This is a genomic window from Halopseudomonas pachastrellae, assembly GCF_900114765.1.
Lineage (GTDB): Bacteria > Pseudomonadota > Gammaproteobacteria > Pseudomonadales > Pseudomonadaceae > Halopseudomonas > Halopseudomonas pachastrellae.
In genome coordinates this window covers 13341-30029 of record NZ_FOUD01000028.1, presented here as the reverse complement: position 1 = coordinate 30029, position 16689 = coordinate 13341, and the positions used below count along the sequence as shown (strand labels likewise).

Annotated in this window: 13 protein-coding genes; 4 read left to right on the top strand and 9 right to left on the bottom strand. The window is 58.3% G+C overall.

All coding sequences use genetic code 11. The features are described from left to right. From BM116_RS17780 to avs3a, 3 genes are all read right to left on the bottom strand, one after another. A partial coding sequence (locus BM116_RS17780) for a transposase (protein ID WP_139222372.1) occupies positions 1-278 on the bottom strand: 278 nt, incomplete at its 3' end. A gap of 321 nt (positions 279-599) precedes the next feature. Further along, on the bottom strand, positions 600-1280 hold the full coding sequence (avs3b, locus tag BM116_RS17775) for an AVAST type 3 anti-phage protein Avs3b (RefSeq protein ID WP_083728565.1): 681 nt from the start codon (positions 1278-1280) through the stop codon (positions 600-602). Continuing rightward, positions 1258-7515 carry an AVAST type 3 anti-phage nuclease/ATPase Avs3a gene (avs3a, locus tag BM116_RS17770; RefSeq protein ID WP_083728566.1) on the bottom strand — a complete coding sequence of 2086 codons (6258 nt, stop codon included), beginning with the start codon at positions 7513-7515 and terminating at the stop codon, positions 1258-1260. Before avs3a ends, avs3b begins: the two co-directional genes overlap by 23 nt. 969 nt (positions 7516-8484) lie before the next feature. On the opposite strand from avs3a, the gene ppnN reads away from it, so the two are divergent. After that, positions 8485-9858 carry a nucleotide 5'-monophosphate nucleosidase PpnN gene (gene ppnN, locus BM116_RS17765; protein WP_083728567.1) on the top strand — a complete coding sequence of 458 codons (1374 nt, stop codon included), beginning with the start codon at positions 8485-8487 and terminating at the stop codon, positions 9856-9858. Between the two features lie 42 nt (positions 9859-9900). On the opposite strand, the gene rutF is transcribed toward ppnN, so the two are convergent. From rutF to rutA, 6 genes are read right to left on the bottom strand one after another with little or no spacing between them, the layout of a single operon-like run. Continuing rightward, the gene (rutF, locus tag BM116_RS17760) at positions 9901-10413 is read right to left on the bottom strand and encodes an NADH-dependent FMN reductase RutF (RefSeq protein ID WP_083728568.1); all 513 of its coding nucleotides are present in this window, start codon (positions 10411-10413) and stop codon (positions 9901-9903) included. A gap of 11 nt (positions 10414-10424) precedes the next feature. Next, positions 10425-11018, bottom strand: a complete 594-nt coding sequence (locus BM116_RS17755) for a malonic semialdehyde reductase (RefSeq protein WP_083728569.1) — start codon at positions 11016-11018, stop codon at positions 10425-10427. 12 nt (positions 11019-11030) lie between these two features. After that, positions 11031-11834, bottom strand: a complete 804-nt coding sequence (gene rutD, locus BM116_RS17750) for a pyrimidine utilization protein D (RefSeq protein WP_083728570.1) — start codon at positions 11832-11834, stop codon at positions 11031-11033. A gap of 13 nt (positions 11835-11847) precedes the next feature. Further along, a complete protein-coding gene (gene rutC / locus BM116_RS17745) occupies positions 11848-12231 on the bottom strand; it encodes a pyrimidine utilization protein C (RefSeq protein ID WP_083728571.1) in 384 nt (127 codons plus the stop codon). After that, on the bottom strand, positions 12228-12980 hold the full coding sequence (rutB, locus tag BM116_RS17740) for a pyrimidine utilization protein B (RefSeq protein WP_083728572.1): 753 nt from the start codon (positions 12978-12980) through the stop codon (positions 12228-12230). The genes rutC and rutB overlap by 4 nt, the downstream gene beginning before the upstream one ends. Beyond that, positions 12980-14068 carry a pyrimidine utilization protein A gene (gene rutA / locus BM116_RS17735; RefSeq protein WP_083728573.1) on the bottom strand — a complete coding sequence of 363 codons (1089 nt, stop codon included), beginning with the start codon at positions 14066-14068 and terminating at the stop codon, positions 12980-12982. Before rutA ends, rutB begins: the two co-directional genes overlap by 1 nt. Positions 14069-14304: 236 nt before the next feature. Here rutA and rutR point away from each other — a divergent pair, with 236 nt between their 5' ends. From rutR to BM116_RS17720, 3 genes are all read left to right on the top strand, one after another. Then, positions 14305-15033 (top strand): HTH-type transcriptional regulator RutR, encoded by a 729-nt coding sequence (gene rutR / locus BM116_RS17730; RefSeq protein WP_083728574.1) that lies wholly within the window; start codon positions 14305-14307, stop codon positions 15031-15033. Positions 15034-15277: 244 nt separating this feature from the next. Then, positions 15278-16291 (top strand): isopenicillin N synthase family dioxygenase, encoded by a 1014-nt coding sequence (locus BM116_RS17725; protein ID WP_083728575.1) that lies wholly within the window; start codon positions 15278-15280, stop codon positions 16289-16291. A 1-nt stretch (position 16292) separates the two neighbouring features. Continuing rightward, positions 16293-16679 carry a VOC family protein gene (locus BM116_RS17720; protein ID WP_083728576.1) on the top strand — a complete coding sequence of 129 codons (387 nt, stop codon included), beginning with the start codon at positions 16293-16295 and terminating at the stop codon, positions 16677-16679. The last annotated feature ends 10 nt before the right edge of the window (positions 16680-16689 follow it).

Below are 16689 nucleotides of genomic sequence, written 5' to 3'. Positions count from 1 at the left end.
AATCCAATGGGGCGCGGAGCGCCGGGGAGGCGGTTTTTTAGGATGTCTCGCTCTTCAGTCACGCGCTTGAGTTCGGCACGCAGACGACGCAGCTCAGCTTGCTGGTCGTCTTCTTGCACGCGTTGCTTTTCGGGTTTGCTGTAGCGCTTAACCCAGGCATACAGGCTGTGGGTCGACATGCCCAAACGAGACGCTACCTCAGCCACCGGCAGACCTCGTTCGGTCACCTGCCTGACTGCTTCGATTTTGAATTCTTCGGGATAACGCGGATTGCTCATGGCACCTCCTAGTGGGCCGTATTATGAGGCCAGGAGGTGTCTACGAAACTAGGGGCGATTCATGGGTATCTGCCCGGATACTTCCTACAGGCTCAGTTGCCGTGCGCTCCTTGTCATTCAACCCGCAGATAACAGAGCTGCTTAAATCTTGGCGTAACCAGCTGGGCGGTGAGTACAACCCCAAATTCAAAACGGCCCGCCAACCAGATACAGTCAACTGCTGCGGCTATCGGCCAAGACCGGACTTTCTCAAGTTGGCTTTGCTGACTGCCTCTCAGGCTTGAGGATATCTCCGAAATTCGGGGCAATTCACTTCTGTTTTCAGTCACCCGACTTCTTGGCATCTTGCTGTGGTAGCTCTCTCATCTCGCTGGCCAGAGACAAAGCTGCTTTCGCAAAACTCTCCAGCCGATCAGCTCTGTCGAGCATTGCTCTCCTATGTGCCTCTTTTTGGCTCTCTAGTAAGCCTTCTGTGATGAATCTTGAGATACGCAATTCCACGTTTGTTTCCAAACCGCTCTCGATGACTGCCTCTAGCCATGGGTTGACCTCGTTGACGGAGCGTTCGGCGGCAGCGCTGAGTGCGTAACGGATCAGCTCCCTGGCTGCCTGATCAACGGCTATCGCGAACTCGAAGAGATTTTTTTCATCCGCTGTCGCGCCGTCTAGCTCTGCGCCGCTAGGTGGGCGAGCGAAAAACCTGAGGCTATCTTCCTCATTCACGCCTAAGGAATTGAGTGTGCGCAGCAGAGGGTCGAGCTCCCTGAGTGGCCGCATGTATGGAGGTAATGCGTGCCGGTGTGCCCATAGTTTGAGGATGACATCTACGCAGTCCATCACGGCTGAATCCCGCACATTGTCCGGCGCGTTCTCAGCAGAGGAAATTTTCTCGGCTACCAGGTGCGCCATCCATTGCGCGGTGACATCTTCGCCGAGCGACAAGCCGGCAACGATCCGCTTTCCGAGCTCGATGACAGCCTTAGAGCGATCTAGCGATTCCATCGTGTCCAATCAAGTAGTAGCGGTTGTAGGGATAATTGTAGAAGTAGTAGTCGTCTTTGGCTGCTTCGTCTTTAGGTGGCTTGCGGCGTATCATGACGCAGACAACCATAGATGTGTTCGGGTGTCTATCAAGCAGCGAGCGGATGAACCTATCATCGACGCTGAGCCGAGTGCCGGTTAGGATATCGCGCTCCTCTCCGTAGCCCGTGCGGCGGGACCACGATTCACTTCTCGCCTTGCCTCCTTCTGGTAGGGTCCACGATCGCGTGTCTGGATCCGTCACCGTATTCAAGGCGTTGAGGATTTCATCACAGGGCCGCGGTCCCGGATAGTTCAACCGACCAGCCCATGGGTCATGTTCGTCAAGGCTCAACGAGTGGCTTTCCGCACTGACCCAGCCGCGTAGACTTATCTCTGGATCATCAATCTCCTCTCGATGATCCATTTGCTCCGCGTTTGGGAGGTAAATTTCACCCGGGCTAGGGCTCGTCTGCATAGCTGCTACAAGGGCTGTCGCATTAAAAGAAGGCACGAGTACAGACCTTACCGACACAGTTTCACCATTGACTGCATCGGTTGTTGTCCAGTGGCCCCATAGGGTCGTCATACCATCGTCCGTTGACAGCTGATCATCCAAGTATTGTCTATCCACTTGCCAACACCATGAGGCATCCAATCGATCGCGCTCCGATGAGGTGGCCTTGAGTATCTCAGGGTCGCGCCGATCTGCAAGCCAGCGGTCATCACCGCGGGTGAGTAGCTGCCCTCTCAACCAATCGTCGAACGGATCCTCTTCCTCATCAACGCTACGGCGTACCGGCTTGGTCTCCAATAGCTGGCCAGCAACGAACATCATGGCGTGATAGGACTGATAAACGAAGCAGTCCTCCACTGCGGGCATACTTCCATGCGAGTGGCTTGTCTCTCTCCCACGGAATAGCCCGCGCCCATAGCGTTGATCATCGATGCGCCGGTGGGGCCCTAGCGGTAAGCGATCACGCAAAACTGCTTGTGCTCGCCTTTCGATCGAACGCTGACTCAGACCGAAGACGCGGCCCAGCGGAGCGAACCAATAAGGGCCAATGTCGATGCCGAAAAAATACCTCTCGTCGTCGATAGCTTTGTCATCGGAGGTATCGTCATCAACTATTTGGTATTCGCCGCGGTTGTAGACTTCCATTGACCGTGCAGTGTGGTTTGCGCTGTTCGCGATGACTAGCAAATTCGCTGGCAGCGTATGGACCTCATTCAGGCGCCTCAATGCATCTGAGGCGAAGTGGCGGATGATGACGTGATGCTCTTTTGCGGAAGACTCAAGAAATGTGAGAAAAGGAGTAACGGCATGAGGTACATCCATCGCGCCTCTTGCCAGAGCAATACATAGCCATTGACGGGCATGCCACTCGTAAAAAACCAGATTGCGGTCAACAAATGGCTGTGGGTCTGCCTCCGATGCGCGAGCGGCCAGCGCGGACAACAGCGATTGCCACTCGAGCTCAAGACAGTTGCGGACGCAGTGCGCGTGTTCCCATCGCTCAGCAGTGGCTGGTCGCGCCAAACCTGCCCACAAATATCCAGCCAAGGCTTCCTCGCAAGATGAAGACGGTGCGAGTGAGTCGTTCCACGGGCCATCTCCGTCTGTCTCCTCAAGGATCTCTTCGAGCAGGTCGAAGCCGAAATTCAGTACCTCATCGGCCTCGTCGCTAGTCAGTTGTCGCGAGAGCGGCTCCACAAGATGAAACAAGTCTTTCGCATCAAGTGCGTCGAGCTGCGACAGGTAGCCCTTAATCCGAGCTGAAGCCACGTCCTTCTCCATGACGATGCCCTCAGCATAGAGATCATCAAATGGGCCTTTATAGCCCCAACCGCGGCGTCCTACGTGGTTGGGTTCTCTTGTAGCGAGCAAAAGGGCAGCTCTCTTTAGTTCGATGCGGACTGACAGGAGCCTCTTGCTCTCTTCGGAAAGTTGCCTGATGACGTCCATGAAGCGGAACACGCTGAACTCGTCGTCCAGCTGGAGCGCGCGAAGGTAGCCGCCGATCTCCGACAGTGTCGCGCGCCGGCAGCCTTGCTCATAGAATTCGCTAGTGTACGAACGGTCATCAATCTTCTTGAGCGATCGCCGTGCCGCGACGACTGCGGCTGAGTCGCAGAGATTAACGCCGTTGAAGAGCGCATCCCAATCAGGCTCCTTGACCTCGTTGCTAGGGGGCGTCCTAGGAGCTTGTGCTTCGGTCGCCTGTTCACCGACTACTTTGTTTTCAGATGCCTTAAGCAGCCGCTCCAAATCTGGTAGTGACATCGACAAGGAATCAGCCAAAATCTTGAGTTCGCGCCAAGTGGCCGTTTCGTGAGGCTGGATGCGGAGAAATCGGTAGGCTATTTGCAGGATTGACCTTTTCCGATTGTTGTCGGGCTCCGCTTCAACGGCCGCTTTGATGTCGCTAACGCGTTCCCATCCGGTTTCGGTGCCACTTAGGGCCACCGCTGCCTTTTGAGGAAGTAGCCCTCGATCGATCAGACTGTAGATTGCGACGGGAAGTAGCTCACCAGCAAAGCCGAACTTTCGATCCCGCCAACGGCTAAGAATTGCGAGGCTAGATGAAGGACAGAGGCCGACCAAGCCCTCGACCAACCGATCCCAGTCCATGTACTTGTCTCGGGCCATATGCTGGTAACTGAGCTCGGCAATCCTTGCCAGCCGATAGGCGGTCCTAGGCCTGGCCTGGCCTGGTTGATACATGACATCCGAAATATCCAAGAATGTTGTCCATCGAGAGAGATGTTCCTCTCCGATATTGCTGGCAATGTCGATCGCCTTGTCGAAATAAGCGGCCGCTTCCGATTTGCTCACGCAAAATATGGCACGCGCTAGCGCTTGAAGATCGTCGACTTGTTCCTCCGCATCGCTGTGTGATTCGGTGACCTGATCGTAGGCCTTAGAGCTCAGTCGCAGCGACAGATCGTCCATCCCCGAAGTTCGCGCAGCGATGTGGCACATCTTCGTAAGAGTACTCGAGTAGATGCGGTCGTTGTTGTTGGTCCACCTCAGTAACGCATCGATTTGGGCGGGGGTAATGGAGCCCGCATCGCGAATGATTCGTATCCATTCGATGGCAACAGTCTTCTCCAAATTGAAATTTCGCTGATAGTCACGTGACGACACAGATTTCGTATGTCTTAGTGCAAGCTCAATTTCGTGCTCGAGGTTGAGAGGCATGCGGCCACAGGCGATCTCTGCAGCCAAGAGGAACCAAGGCAAAACGCCCCCTGTCACTTGCTTCAACTGGGACGCTTGTTGGCTCTTAACGGTAGGTCCCTCCGCCTCAACTTCAAGGCGAATATCCTTGGGCGCCAGATCGATCAGCTCAATCCGCTTTCCGCGTAGCGCGGCTTCCAGAGCGTAGGCCCGAATGAGGTCTGCTCGCTCGTCATCGACGTCATGGAATTGGTGAGGCGGATCTTCTGGCAAATACCGGCGCAACATCTCCGCCCAAGTCGCATCGTCGCGCGGAAGACACCGGAGCGCCAGCGTAATTGCAGATCGCACTCCGTCTAGTACGCTGCGCCCAGATCTCCATGATAGATGCTCCTCAGGTAGCTTGACGTTAGGGTCTACCAAGATGCCTATCAGGTGGCGCAGAGGCTCAATTGGCAAAAGATGTGCGACCCGCACAGCTTCGGTTGCCAGACCCAGCAGCATCCAGGCATCTCCTTCGGCGTGCTCGGCAAGCTCATCGACTCCCTTGAAGTCGCCGGCATCTACAAGTCGAGCGGCGACGAGTTTTGTGGTTCTCAATACAGTGAATTTTGGACTCCATCCTTTCATGAACCGCGCGGCCTCGGCTGCCCCCCGCAATCTCAGCAGACTGATAGCAAGCTCGGCGATATCTTCGTCGTCGATCTGATCTTCCTTGCGGCGCTTGGGTGGCAGCTTGCTCCAAGCGATCAATGACTCCCAGGCCATGCGCAACCTACTTCTCGCCTCAGAGATGAGGTCATCGTTTCCGGCAAGCAGCACCGCTTCGTATGCGTGATGCAGACCAAGCAGTCCGCCGCTGAACGTGCGCCTGGAAACCATTTCTTCGACGCGATCTGGCGCAAGCAGAGCGCTGGCAAGGTCCGTGTTCTGCTGGATGAGTGTGTTCTGGCGTGCCTCGCCAGCTACCTCACCGCCGACCTTCAGTGCAAGCTTAGCAGCGGCAACATGTCGGTTCTGCTGCAGGCACGCTTTGAGGGCAAACATCAGTCGTTGCAGCTCGACGTCTCGTCGTTCCAGAGGGTTGAGCTCGGGTAAGCTTTCATTCGAGAGCGCCAGGGCGATTAATTCGTCCATTCGGCCGGCCGACAACAGCAATTGAGGCAGCGCCGCCGCCGCATATGAACTGGTGGCGGCAAGCGGCTTCAGTTTTGCAAGAAACGCATCAAGCGAAGCCGCATCGGGTTTGAATGTCTCGTTGAACCAGGTCTCTGCCGGTTCGTCCATGAAGTGCAGCCCTGAGTCCTTTACAAAGAGCGGGCGACCAAACTCAGTAGCAAACGTACGCACGGCGCTCTCAGGAACGCTGGCTATCTGCGCCAAGACGGAAATGGGTACCAAGGGCCGGAGCACTGCGAGACCCTTGCAGATGAGGTCTATCTGATTCGCTTCTGTCGGGCCCCACTCGGCTTTTAGCCGATCTATGGATTTCTTCAGTAGACCTCCAATCGCGCGTTGAACCGTTGTCGGGGTTGGCCCCAGAGCCCTCAGCATGTCGCTGATGGGGGGAGTACCCACCATCGCCAGCGCTTGAACGCGAGGGTTATCGCTGCTGAGAAAGGCGAACTCCGCTGCCTCTGCGTCTGTTGCTTCTGGATAACACAACCGTAAGTGTGTGGCTGTCTCAGCCTTTGAGAACGACTCCAGCTCAATCACGATGGCATCGAGGGGAGCTTCCAAGTAGCACTGTCGGTGTGATCGGCATGTAAATACCAATCGCACCCCGTCGGGCATTTCTGCATTGATCAAGTCATGGACAAAGGCCCGCTCACTGATCTCACGTGCCGCCATATAAGCGTTGTCGGCTGCGTCGACGATAACGCAAAGACTCGCTTGAGGCGTGCGGGCTCTAAGAAGATCAATGGCCTGCTGGAGACGAGACACAAAGGCTCGCATGAACTGCTTGGAGTCAGTGCCGCCGGACGGAATCAATGGTAGGCAAAGTTGCTGTCCTGAGAGTTCGTTCGCGATCTGAACCAGGGCGTCGCGGTACCGATGGCGATACCTTAGCGCTTGGCGATAAGTCCCGTCACCGAAGCAGTCATACAGAACTGCCACTGATCCAGCAGGCATGGCGCGGGCTAGGTGAGCAGAAAGAGTCGACTTGCCGACACCTCCGTCCGCATGGATGACCACTGGACGCTTTGAGGAGAGCAGCGTCGCCAGAATTTCCGCCTGCTGGGCTCGAGGAAGCACCTTTGTCGGTTCCGAGATCAACGAGGGCGCCGGCAGGAGGTCTAGTTCTGACACACCTAGCGCGCGAAGCACGTCGTAGAGTCGGACGGAACGATCTTTCGCGCCCTCATCGGTTGCACGGCGGGTAACCAGCTCCTTCAGTTGAAGTGCAGCCTCTGTGTCCGGTTCGGATAGATATGCGCTCAGATCCTGGCTTAGTAGGTTTCGCTGCTCCCATAGATCCGGCTCGCCAGCTTCAACCGAGAAGTTGGCGAAGAAGTTTTGTACGTTGCTGCCAGCTGCCGCCGCGTACCGTTTCAGCAATTCGTCAATTTCGTGGTGCCGTGGCGCGCTAGGCCTTGCAGTTATATCGGCCAACGCTTCAAGAACCGCTCCCTCCATAGGTCTGTTCGTCAGAAAAGTGAACCGAACCTTGTTAGTCAGGGAGTCCAGGCCTAGCGACGCCTCTAACTCTTTGAAACGCTCAGCGAAGCCTTCTATTGTTCCTTTTAGGCCGCTTGCAGTCCAAGGGGTGTGAGCTCGCCTAGACGAGTGCTTGAGCTGCACGTAGCGGATGGACGTTGCTGCTGTGATGTCCTCGCTCCCGCAGTACAGGCCGACGTCAATAACCTCGTCGCCGACGCTCGTAGATGCCTCACCTTCGTCCAGTGACGCGCCTTCGATCGCCACCGCCACCAAACCATTATCTCCGGTAAGCAGCCCAAGGCATTGCCGGGCAGCCCATTGATAGTGGAACTGATCACCACTCCTAGAGGGGCCTACAGTACCTTGTTTAGCCATGCTTTCCGCACTCCCTGCATCCGCCTTTTAACCGAGTTTACAGTCTCGAGGTGTCCTCGGCGAAACTACCTACGGCAAGCTCCCACTGCCATGTAGCATGCTTTGACCTTATGGGAGTTAACGACTGCGATTGCTTCGTTCTTTTAAAAGCCCCATGAAAATTTTCGGCCAAGGAAAAGTGTGCTTTACGTTGATCTGAGTCGCCCCGGTTTTCCTAGCGAGCCATAGACCTGAAATATCGGCGAACCCAGATCAGCTTTGATGCGTCCGTTTTTTTTCGAGCCATGTTGGGATGGCCAGGGTGTCGTATTGGAGAGTCTTGATCGGCGCAGCTGCAGAAGGCTCGAGAGGGGGGAGGCACAGCAGAAATGCCCATGCCTCGACAGCTTTTCACGCCTTCAAAAGGTACAGAATAGGTACAGTGAAAAGGTACAGTAGCGGTACAGTGCCCAGTTTTTGCGATCTCGGAAAAACTCGTGAAAACCAAGCATAAACAACTAGTTAACCCTATTGTACCCTCGGCAATACTAGCCTAGACTTTACGGGCCTTGGCGTAACATCTAGCGACTTGTAATCAGTAGGTCCCGAGTTCGACTCTTGGTGCCGGCACCACAACATAGAAGGCCCGCGAGAAATCGCGGGCCTTTTTTGTGCACGCAATTTGGCCTCCGGTTGGTCCGCGGGCCTAGCCTGCAGTTCACCCTTAGGCAATCGCTAGCGCCTCCAGCAGCGAAGCTGGCTAGGCTTGGACGCTGCTTCCATTGCACGCTTGGGAGGGGGTGTCGGTCTGGGGCCATAAAGCCGTCGCTGCGTTGCCGTTTGGGCGCCGGTGTGACGCTGTCGAGCCGCGTGGTGATTGCCAAGCCTATGCACTCAGCGCAAGAATGGAATCAGCCGTTGCGACCGGACTGGTCGTATCTACCCCAACGCCGACGCTTGTCTGGTCGGCGTCTGCCAAGGAAGCCTCGCATGACAAGACCCAACGTAATCAATGCATCGGTCAGCCCCAAAGGCAGCCTGGAAACCCTCTCCCAACGTGAAGTGCAGCAGCTCAGTAAAGTAGGCTCCGGTGGCCTGCATCAGCTGTTCCGCCAGTGTGCGCTGGCGATTCTCAACACCGGCGCGCGTGTCGATAACGCCAAGACCATCCTTGAGGCTTACGCCGATTTTGAAGTGCAGATTCACCAGCAGGACCGTGGAGTACGACTGGAGCTGATCAACGCTCCGGCGGACGCTTTTGTCGATGGCGAGATGATCGCCAGTACCCGCGAAATGCTGTTCAGCGCCCTGCGCGATATCGTCTACACCGAAAGCGAGCTGGGCGGCCCGCGGGTCGATCTGGACAGCTCCGCCGGTATTACCGATTACGTCTTTCACCTGCTGCGCAACGCGCGCACCCTGCGGCCAGGGCTGGAGCCGAAAATGGTGGTGTGCTGGGGCGGGCACTCAATCAGTGTGGAGGAATACAAGTACACCAAGAAGGTGGGGCACGAACTGGGCCTGCGCAATCTCGATATCTGCACTGGCTGCGGGCCGGGCGTAATGAAGGGGCCGATGAAGGGCGCGACCATTGCCCACGCCAAGCAACGTATCGTCGAGGGGCGTTATCTGGGGATTACCGAGCCGGGCATCATTGCTGCCGAAGCGCCCAACCCGATCGTTAACGAACTGGTGATCATGCCCGATATTGAGAAGCGTCTGGAGGCGTTTGTGCGGGTCGGTCACGGCATCATCATCTTCCCGGGCGGTGCCGGCACGGCGGAGGAGTTTCTCTACCTGCTGGGCATTTTGATGCACCCGGATAACCGCGATGTGCCTTTCCCGGTGGTGCTCACCGGACCGCGCAGCGCTGAGGCCTACCTGCAGCAGCTGAATGCCTTTGTGGGTGAAACCCTTGGCGCCGAGGCGCAGCAGCACTACCGCATTATCGTTGACGACCCGACCGAAGTGGCGCGCTGCATGGCGTCAGGTTTGAAAGAGGTGGAACACTTCCGCCGTGAGCGTAACGATGCCTTTCACTTCAACTGGTTGCTGCAGATCGAGGAGAGCTTTCAGCGGCCATTCGACCCGACCCACGCCAACATGGAAGCGTTGCAGCTGACGCTTGACATGCCGCCGCACGAACTGGCTGCCAACCTGCGCCGGGCGTTTTCCGGCATCGTCGCTGGCAACGTCAAGGACAAGGGCATTCGCCTGATTGAGGAACACGGGCCGTATCGCATCCACGGCGATCCGCGCATCATGCAGCCGCTGGATGCGCTACTGCAGGCCTTTGTTGATCAGCACCGGATGAAGCTGCCGGGTGGCGCGGCCTATGAGCCGTGCTACCGCGTGGTCAGCTGAAGCAGGAGTTGCCTCGCCGTTAATGCGGCGAGGCACCCTGTGTTAGACCGGTTGGCAGTAACGACGCTGGAAGTAGACCAGACCGTCGCCGCTTTCCTGCTGGCGGATCGCCAGAATCTCGCAGATCAGAATGTCGTGGCTGCCGGCCACAACGCGGTTGCTGATGCGGCAATCAAAGTTGATCAACGCCTCATCCAGCATCGGCGCGCCGCTGACGTCGGTACTCCACTGCGCACTGGCAAAGCGCTCATCCATCGCCGTTTTGCCACCGAACAGATTGGACAGCGCCTGCTGATCGCAGGTCAGCGTGTTCACGCACAGGTGGTCGTTGGTCTGAAAGATGTCGTAGACCGAGGCGCTACGATTGAGGCAGACCAGCAGGCTTGGCGGTTCGTCCGACACACTGCACACGGCGGTGGCGGTGAAGCCGGCGCGGCCGGCAGGGCCGTCGGTGGTGACCACGTTGACGGCCGATGCCAGCACCGACATGGCGTTGCGGAAAGCGTCTTTGGTGACCGGGGTAGGCATGGGTTCCACTATCTTGGCTGCGAGCATGACGGGCTCCTTCAGGTAAGAATGCAGGCCTTGGAGTAGGCCAGACGCGGCAGACGATCAAACACCTTGCTGCTGTCGCCGTAACCGAGGTTGATCAACAGGTTGGACTTCCAGTGGCTGTCGCTGAAAAACGCGGCGTCCAGCGCCTTGGGGTCAAAGCCGGACATCGGCCCGGTGTCCAGCCCCAGGCTGCGGGCGGCCATGATGAAGTAGGCCGCCTGCATCGAGCTGTTGCGAAACGCGGTTTCGTAAATCATTTCCGGGCTGCCGGTGAACCAGCTGCGTGCGTCGGCATGTGGGAACAGCTCAGGCAGCGCGTCGTAGAAGCGCGAGTCATAGGCGACGATCACGGTGACCGGCGCGCTCATGGTCTTTTCAAGGTTGCCGGATGACAGGCACGGCCTGAGCAGCTCCTTGCCCTGACGGGTGCGCACGAACACAAAGCGTGCCGGGCTGCAGTTGGCCGAGGTCGGGCCCATCTTGGTCAGGTTGTAGATGGCTTCCAGCAGGCTGTCCGGCACCGGCTGATCGAGCCAGCCGTTATGGCTGCGGGCCTCGGTAAACAGTTGCGCCAAGGCGCTTTGATCCAGTGGTTCTTCGTACATGGTTGCCCTCACTCAGGCGGCGTATTCGGTGTCGTGAATGACGCTGGCAAGAAAGCGCTTGAGCGTCGTATTAATGGTGTCCGGGCAGGTCACGCTGGAGGCGTGGCCGCCGTAGTCGAAGCATTGCAGCCGGGCGTTCGGTAGCTGTTCAGTGAGCTCTCGAGAGCACTGCCAGGGCACCAGCATGTCGTCGCGGTTGGCGATCAGCAGCGTCGGCTGGCGGATGCTGGCCAGCGTCTGCGCATCGGGCGCAAACGCCTGCAGGGCGGCAATGCGGCGCAGCAGATTGTCGGTCGGCGGAAAGCCGGCCACGTGCTTGAGGTCATCGGCTTCCAGTTGGGCGATGTTGGCGGCGATCCAGTCCGGCGGGTAAAGAAACAGCGCTTGCGCTTCGACGTAGGCTGCCGGGCCGCTGCCGGCCAGCAATTGTTTGCGTACCGAGAAGCAGCGCGCGGTGTGCGGGCTGACCCGCGACCAGGCGTTCATCAGCGTCAGGCTGCGCAGCCCCGGTGCCTGCTGGATGGCCAGTGCCAGACCGACCAGGCCACCGAGGGCATGACCGATCAGGTGATAGTCGCCGATGCCGTGGCTGGCGAGCAGTGTGCGCACCTCGCTGGCCATGGCGTCGATGCTGTAGTCGGCGGGCAGGGCGGCGGGGCTCTTGCCGGTGCCGAGTTGGTCGTACAGCACCACGCGATAGTCGCTGGTCAGTGCGTTCAGTTGCGGCATCCAGAAGTGCGCCGCGCCGCCGAGCCCCGAGCTGAATACCAGCGTCGGGGCGTCGGCATCACGCCGGCCGTGGATTTCGATATGCATCACGGCCGTGGCCTCAGCCGACGTGGGCGATGCTGGCGATTTCGATCAGCGCGTCCGGTTTGACCAGACCGCACTGGATGCAATAACGCGCCGGCTTTTCGCCCGGGAAGTACTCGGCGTAGACGGTGTTGATGGCGGCGTAATCGCTCCAGTCGCGCAGCATGATCATGTTGAAGGTGACGTCATCCATCGTGCCACCAGCTTCCTCGACCACACCTTTAATGGTTTCCAGCACGTGGCGGGTTTGCGCGGCGGCATCGCCAACGTGCACCACGTTGTTGTCCTTGTCGAAGGGCAGGGTGCCGGAGACGTAGACAGTGCCATCGGCCATCGAACCCGGAACGTAGGGGGCCAGTGGTTTGCCGGTGCCGGCGGGGAGGATGGTTTTCTTGCTCATGCGGATGCTCCTTGAGTAGCGGACGTGGTCAGGGCCGAGCAAAAGTCATCGACAGTGCTGACCCAGCCGAAGAAGGTTTCGATGTTGTACAGCGAGGCCTGCTGGACGAATTCCGGGCCGGCCTGATGGGTTGCGTCGGCGAGGACCACGCCGAAGTATTCGAGGAAGAAACCGTCGCGCAGGGTGGATTCCACGCAGACGTTGGTGGCGATGCCGGTAAACACCAGATTGCGGATGCCACGGGCGCGCAGCAGGCTGTCAAAGGCGGTGTTGAAGAAGCCGCTGTAGCGCGGTTTTGGCACCACAAGGTCGCCCGGCTGTGGTTGCAGGGCGTCGACCAGGTCGTAATCCCAGGTGCCCTTGGCCAGCAGCTTGCCCTGTAATTCCGGGTTCTTGCGCATGGTCTTCAGCGCGTTCGACTTGTGCCAGTTCGGTGAGCCGGGGCCACCGGCCTCGGCGTACTCGCTGTCCCAGCCGTTCTGGAAGAAGATCACCTGCACACCAGCAGCGCGCGCTGCCTCGATGGCGCGGGCGATCTGCTCGATCACCGGCCCGGTGCTGGAGACATCAAAGCCCGCCAGATCCAGATAGCCGCCCTTGGTGGAATAGGCGTTCTGCATGTCGACCACGATCAGCGCGGTCTCGCCGCTGTTCATCACCAGCGACTCGGGGCGCGCGGGTAGGATGACGTCGGTCGGGTTGTTGCGTACCGGCGCGTGACCGACAACCGGTTTGGTCAGGCTGTTCATTACGCGCTCTCCAGCATGTCAGTGACGTGTTGGCGGCTCTTCATCAGTGGCTGGATCTTGCTGCCGAAGTCTTCGATGCCCTTGATGAAGTCGTCGAAGGTCAGCATCACGCCGCTGTTGCCGGGTACGGTGGCGACTTCGTCGAGCATGCGGGCGACGCTCTCGTAGGAGCCAACCAGGGTGCCCATGTTGATGTTCACCGCAGAGGTCGGGTCGGCCATCTGGCGGATGTTGGTGTCGCCCTTGGACTTGGTGTCGGCGGCGCCTTGCTCGCCCAGCCAGGCAATGGCTTCGTGGTCGGCACCGTCCTTGTAGTGCTCCCAGCGGGCGCGGGCGGCTTCGTCGGTTTCATCGGCGATCACCATGAACAGCGCGCAGGAGGTGACGTCGCGGCCGCTTTCTGCGGTGGCCTTGACCAGTCGTTCGACGGTTGGGGCGAAGGCGGTCGGGGTGTTCACGCCCTTGCCGAAGCAGAAGTTGTAGTCGGCGTATTTGGCGGTGAAGGCCATGCCGGCTTCGCTTTGACCTGCGCAGATGACTTTCATGTCGGCCTGCGGTTTCGGGCTGACGCGGCAGTCGTCCATCTGGAAGTGCTCGCCCTTGAAGTCGCTGCGACCGGTGTTCCACAGATCGCGCAGCACGGTGGCGTATTCGCCGAGGTAGTCGTAGCGGTTGGCGAAGAACTCATCGCCGGGCCACAGGCCCATCTGGCTGTATTCCGGTTTCTGCCAGCCGGTCACCAGGTTGACGCCGAAGCGGCCGTTGGAGATCGAATCGATGGTGGAGGCCATGCGCGCGACGATCGCTGGCGGCAGGGTCAGGGTGGCGGCGGTGGCGAACAGTTGGATGCGTTCGGTGACGGCGGCCAGGCCGGCCATCAGGGTGAAGGATTCGAGGTTGTGTTCCCAGAATTCGGTCTCGCCGCCAAAGCCGCGCAGCTTGATCATCGACAGCGCAAATTCGAAGCCGTAGTGCTCGGCACGCTGCACGATAGTCTTGTTCAGGTCAAAGGTCGGCATGTACTGCGGCGCATTCTTGGAGATCAGCCAGCCGTTGTTACCGATGGGGATGAAGATGCCTACATTCATTGGATTGCACTCCGTGGTCCATTTGTTCGGAAGGTCGGCATACCCTGCCGGCCGCTGAACAGCTGAAAAGCACAATCCAGGCCATGTTTTTTTTGTTGATTTAAATCAATGATTTGGGTGGTTTGACTGGTTTAAGTTAGACCATTTAGTCTGAATTAGAGCACTTGGTTTGTGCATGCCGATTCGCTTTGGGGCCCATTTTGGGGCTTGAGTTGTCTGCTATCCCCAAGGGTAGAATGCGGGCGTTAAAAGAAGAGGCATACCTCCCAGTGAGCAAACAGATACAGCGTCCCGCAACACCTGCCAAGAAGCCCAAGGCGCGGACTCGGGTGCCCAGTGAGGCCACGCTGAATCGGCGCAAGCGGCTGATGGAAACCAAGCGCAGCGCCATCATGGAAGCGGCGCTGGATGTGTTTTCCCGTTACGGCTTGCACGGCACCAGTCTTGATCAGGTCGCCAACCAGGCGGACGTGTCCAAGACCAACCTGCTGTATTACTTTGCCTCGAAAGAAGACCTGTACATTAATGTGCTGCGGCAACTGATGGATGTCTGGTTGAGTCCGCTGAAGGCATTCAGTGTCGAGCAGGACCCGGTTGAAGCCATTGGCGACTACCTGCGCGTGAAGCTCGAGCTGTCGCGCGACCATCCGGCCGAGTCGCGGCTGTTCTGTCTGGAAGTCATTCAGGGCGCGCCGCTGTTGCTGGGCGAGCTGCAGGGCTCGTTGCGTGATATCGTCGAATCCAAGGTCAGCGTCATTAATGCCTGGATTGAAGCGGGCAAGCTGGCGCCCATCGAGGCTCATCATCTGATCTTCTCGCTTTGGGCAATGACTCAGCATTACGCTGACTTCCGCACCCAGGTCGAAGCGGTGTCTGGCCGCACTCTGGCCGACCCGGCGTTCTTTGCCGAGACGCTGACCAATCTCAAAGCGCTGGTACTGCAGGGTATCTGCCCGCGCAATTGATCTGCATCAATACCTTCGCCCCTTTTTTGGGCTAAACGCACAAACCGAGTGCTCTGAATCAGACCGTTTGTTCCAATTTAAGCGGTCTGTTTTCGTTATCTTTCTGTTTTTTAAGCAAAAACACTTTCTGGCATAGTTGCTGCAAACGTCTCCGCTGATTGGAAAATGGTGCGCTGAACCCGATTCGCGTATCGCTTCTTCTGCTCGGCGCTCGCGCCGAGCTCCACTTGGAGGAAACGGTTGTATGACGCTTCAATACGTTCCCATCATCGATCTTGGACCCTATTTCGGCGGGACTGCCGAGGGCAAGGCTGAGGTGGCCAAAGCGGTCAACCAGGCCTGTCGCGACATCGGATTTCTGGTTATTACCGAGCACCAGATTCCCAAGGAATTGATCGAGCGGGTTTATGCTCTGACCTCACAGTTCTTTGACCTGCCTATGGCAGACAAGCGCAAGGCGGATCGTCCGCGTCCGGACATGGTCCGTGGTTACAGCGCGGTCGCTGAAGAAAGCCTGTCCTATTCGATGGAAGAAGCGGCGCCGGGCGACCTCAAGGAATCCTTTTCTATCGGCCCGACCGACGTACCGGCCGAGCCCTACTACTCCGAAGAAATGGCCGGCCCGCACTTTGCGCCGAACGTCTGGCCGCCGGAGCTGCCCGGTTTTCAGCAGGCCTACGCCGAATACTTTGCGGCGATGGGTGATCTGGCCCGCTCGCTGATGCGTATCTTTGCGCTGGCGCTGGCGCTGGAGCTGCCGGAAACCTTCTTCGACGACAAGATCGACAAGCACATCAGCATGTTCCGCAGCCTGCGTTACCCGCACCTGAAAGAGGGTATCAAGGAAGGCCAGCTGCGCGCCGGCGCACACACCGATTACGGCAGCCTGACCATCGTCAAACCCGACGGTGCGCTGGGTGGCCTGCAGGTTTGCAACCGTGACGGCGAATGGGTCGATGTGCCCTTTGTTGAAGACGGCTTTGTGGTCAACATCGGTGACCTGATGATGCAGTGGACCAACGACCAGTGGATCTCGACCCTGCACCGTGTGGTCAATCCGCCGGAAGATGCCGCCGGTGATCAGCAGCGCAAGTCGCTGGTGTTCTTCCATCAGCCCAACTACGACGTCATGGTCGAGTGCCTGCCGAGCTGCCTGGCCGATGGCGAGAAGCCGCTCTACGCGCCGGTCTCCTCGGGCGATCACCTCAAGTCCAAGTTCGTCCGGCAGACGACCTTCGGCGGCAGCAAGGTGGCCTGATATGAGCAAACTCTCCTACGTCAACGTCTTCGCCCGCGATATCGAAGCGCTCAGTGGCTTCTATCAGCGCGTGTTCGACTTTCCCGAAGTAGAGGCGATTCGCTCGCCGATCTTCGTCGGTCTGGATGCCGGCACCTGCTGCATTGGTTTCAACGCGCCGGATGCCTACGAACTGCTGCATCTGGCCGAGCACGCCGACACCAGCGGTTGCAAGTTTCTGCTCAACATCGACGTCGACAGCCCGGCGGAGGTCGACCGCATGGTGCCGATCGCCGTCGAGGCCGGCGCCACCCTGATCAAGCCGCCGTATACCACGTATTACAACTGGTATCAGGCGGTGCTGATGGACCCGGAAGGCAACGTATTCCGTATCAACCACATGATGTAGTCACACCACC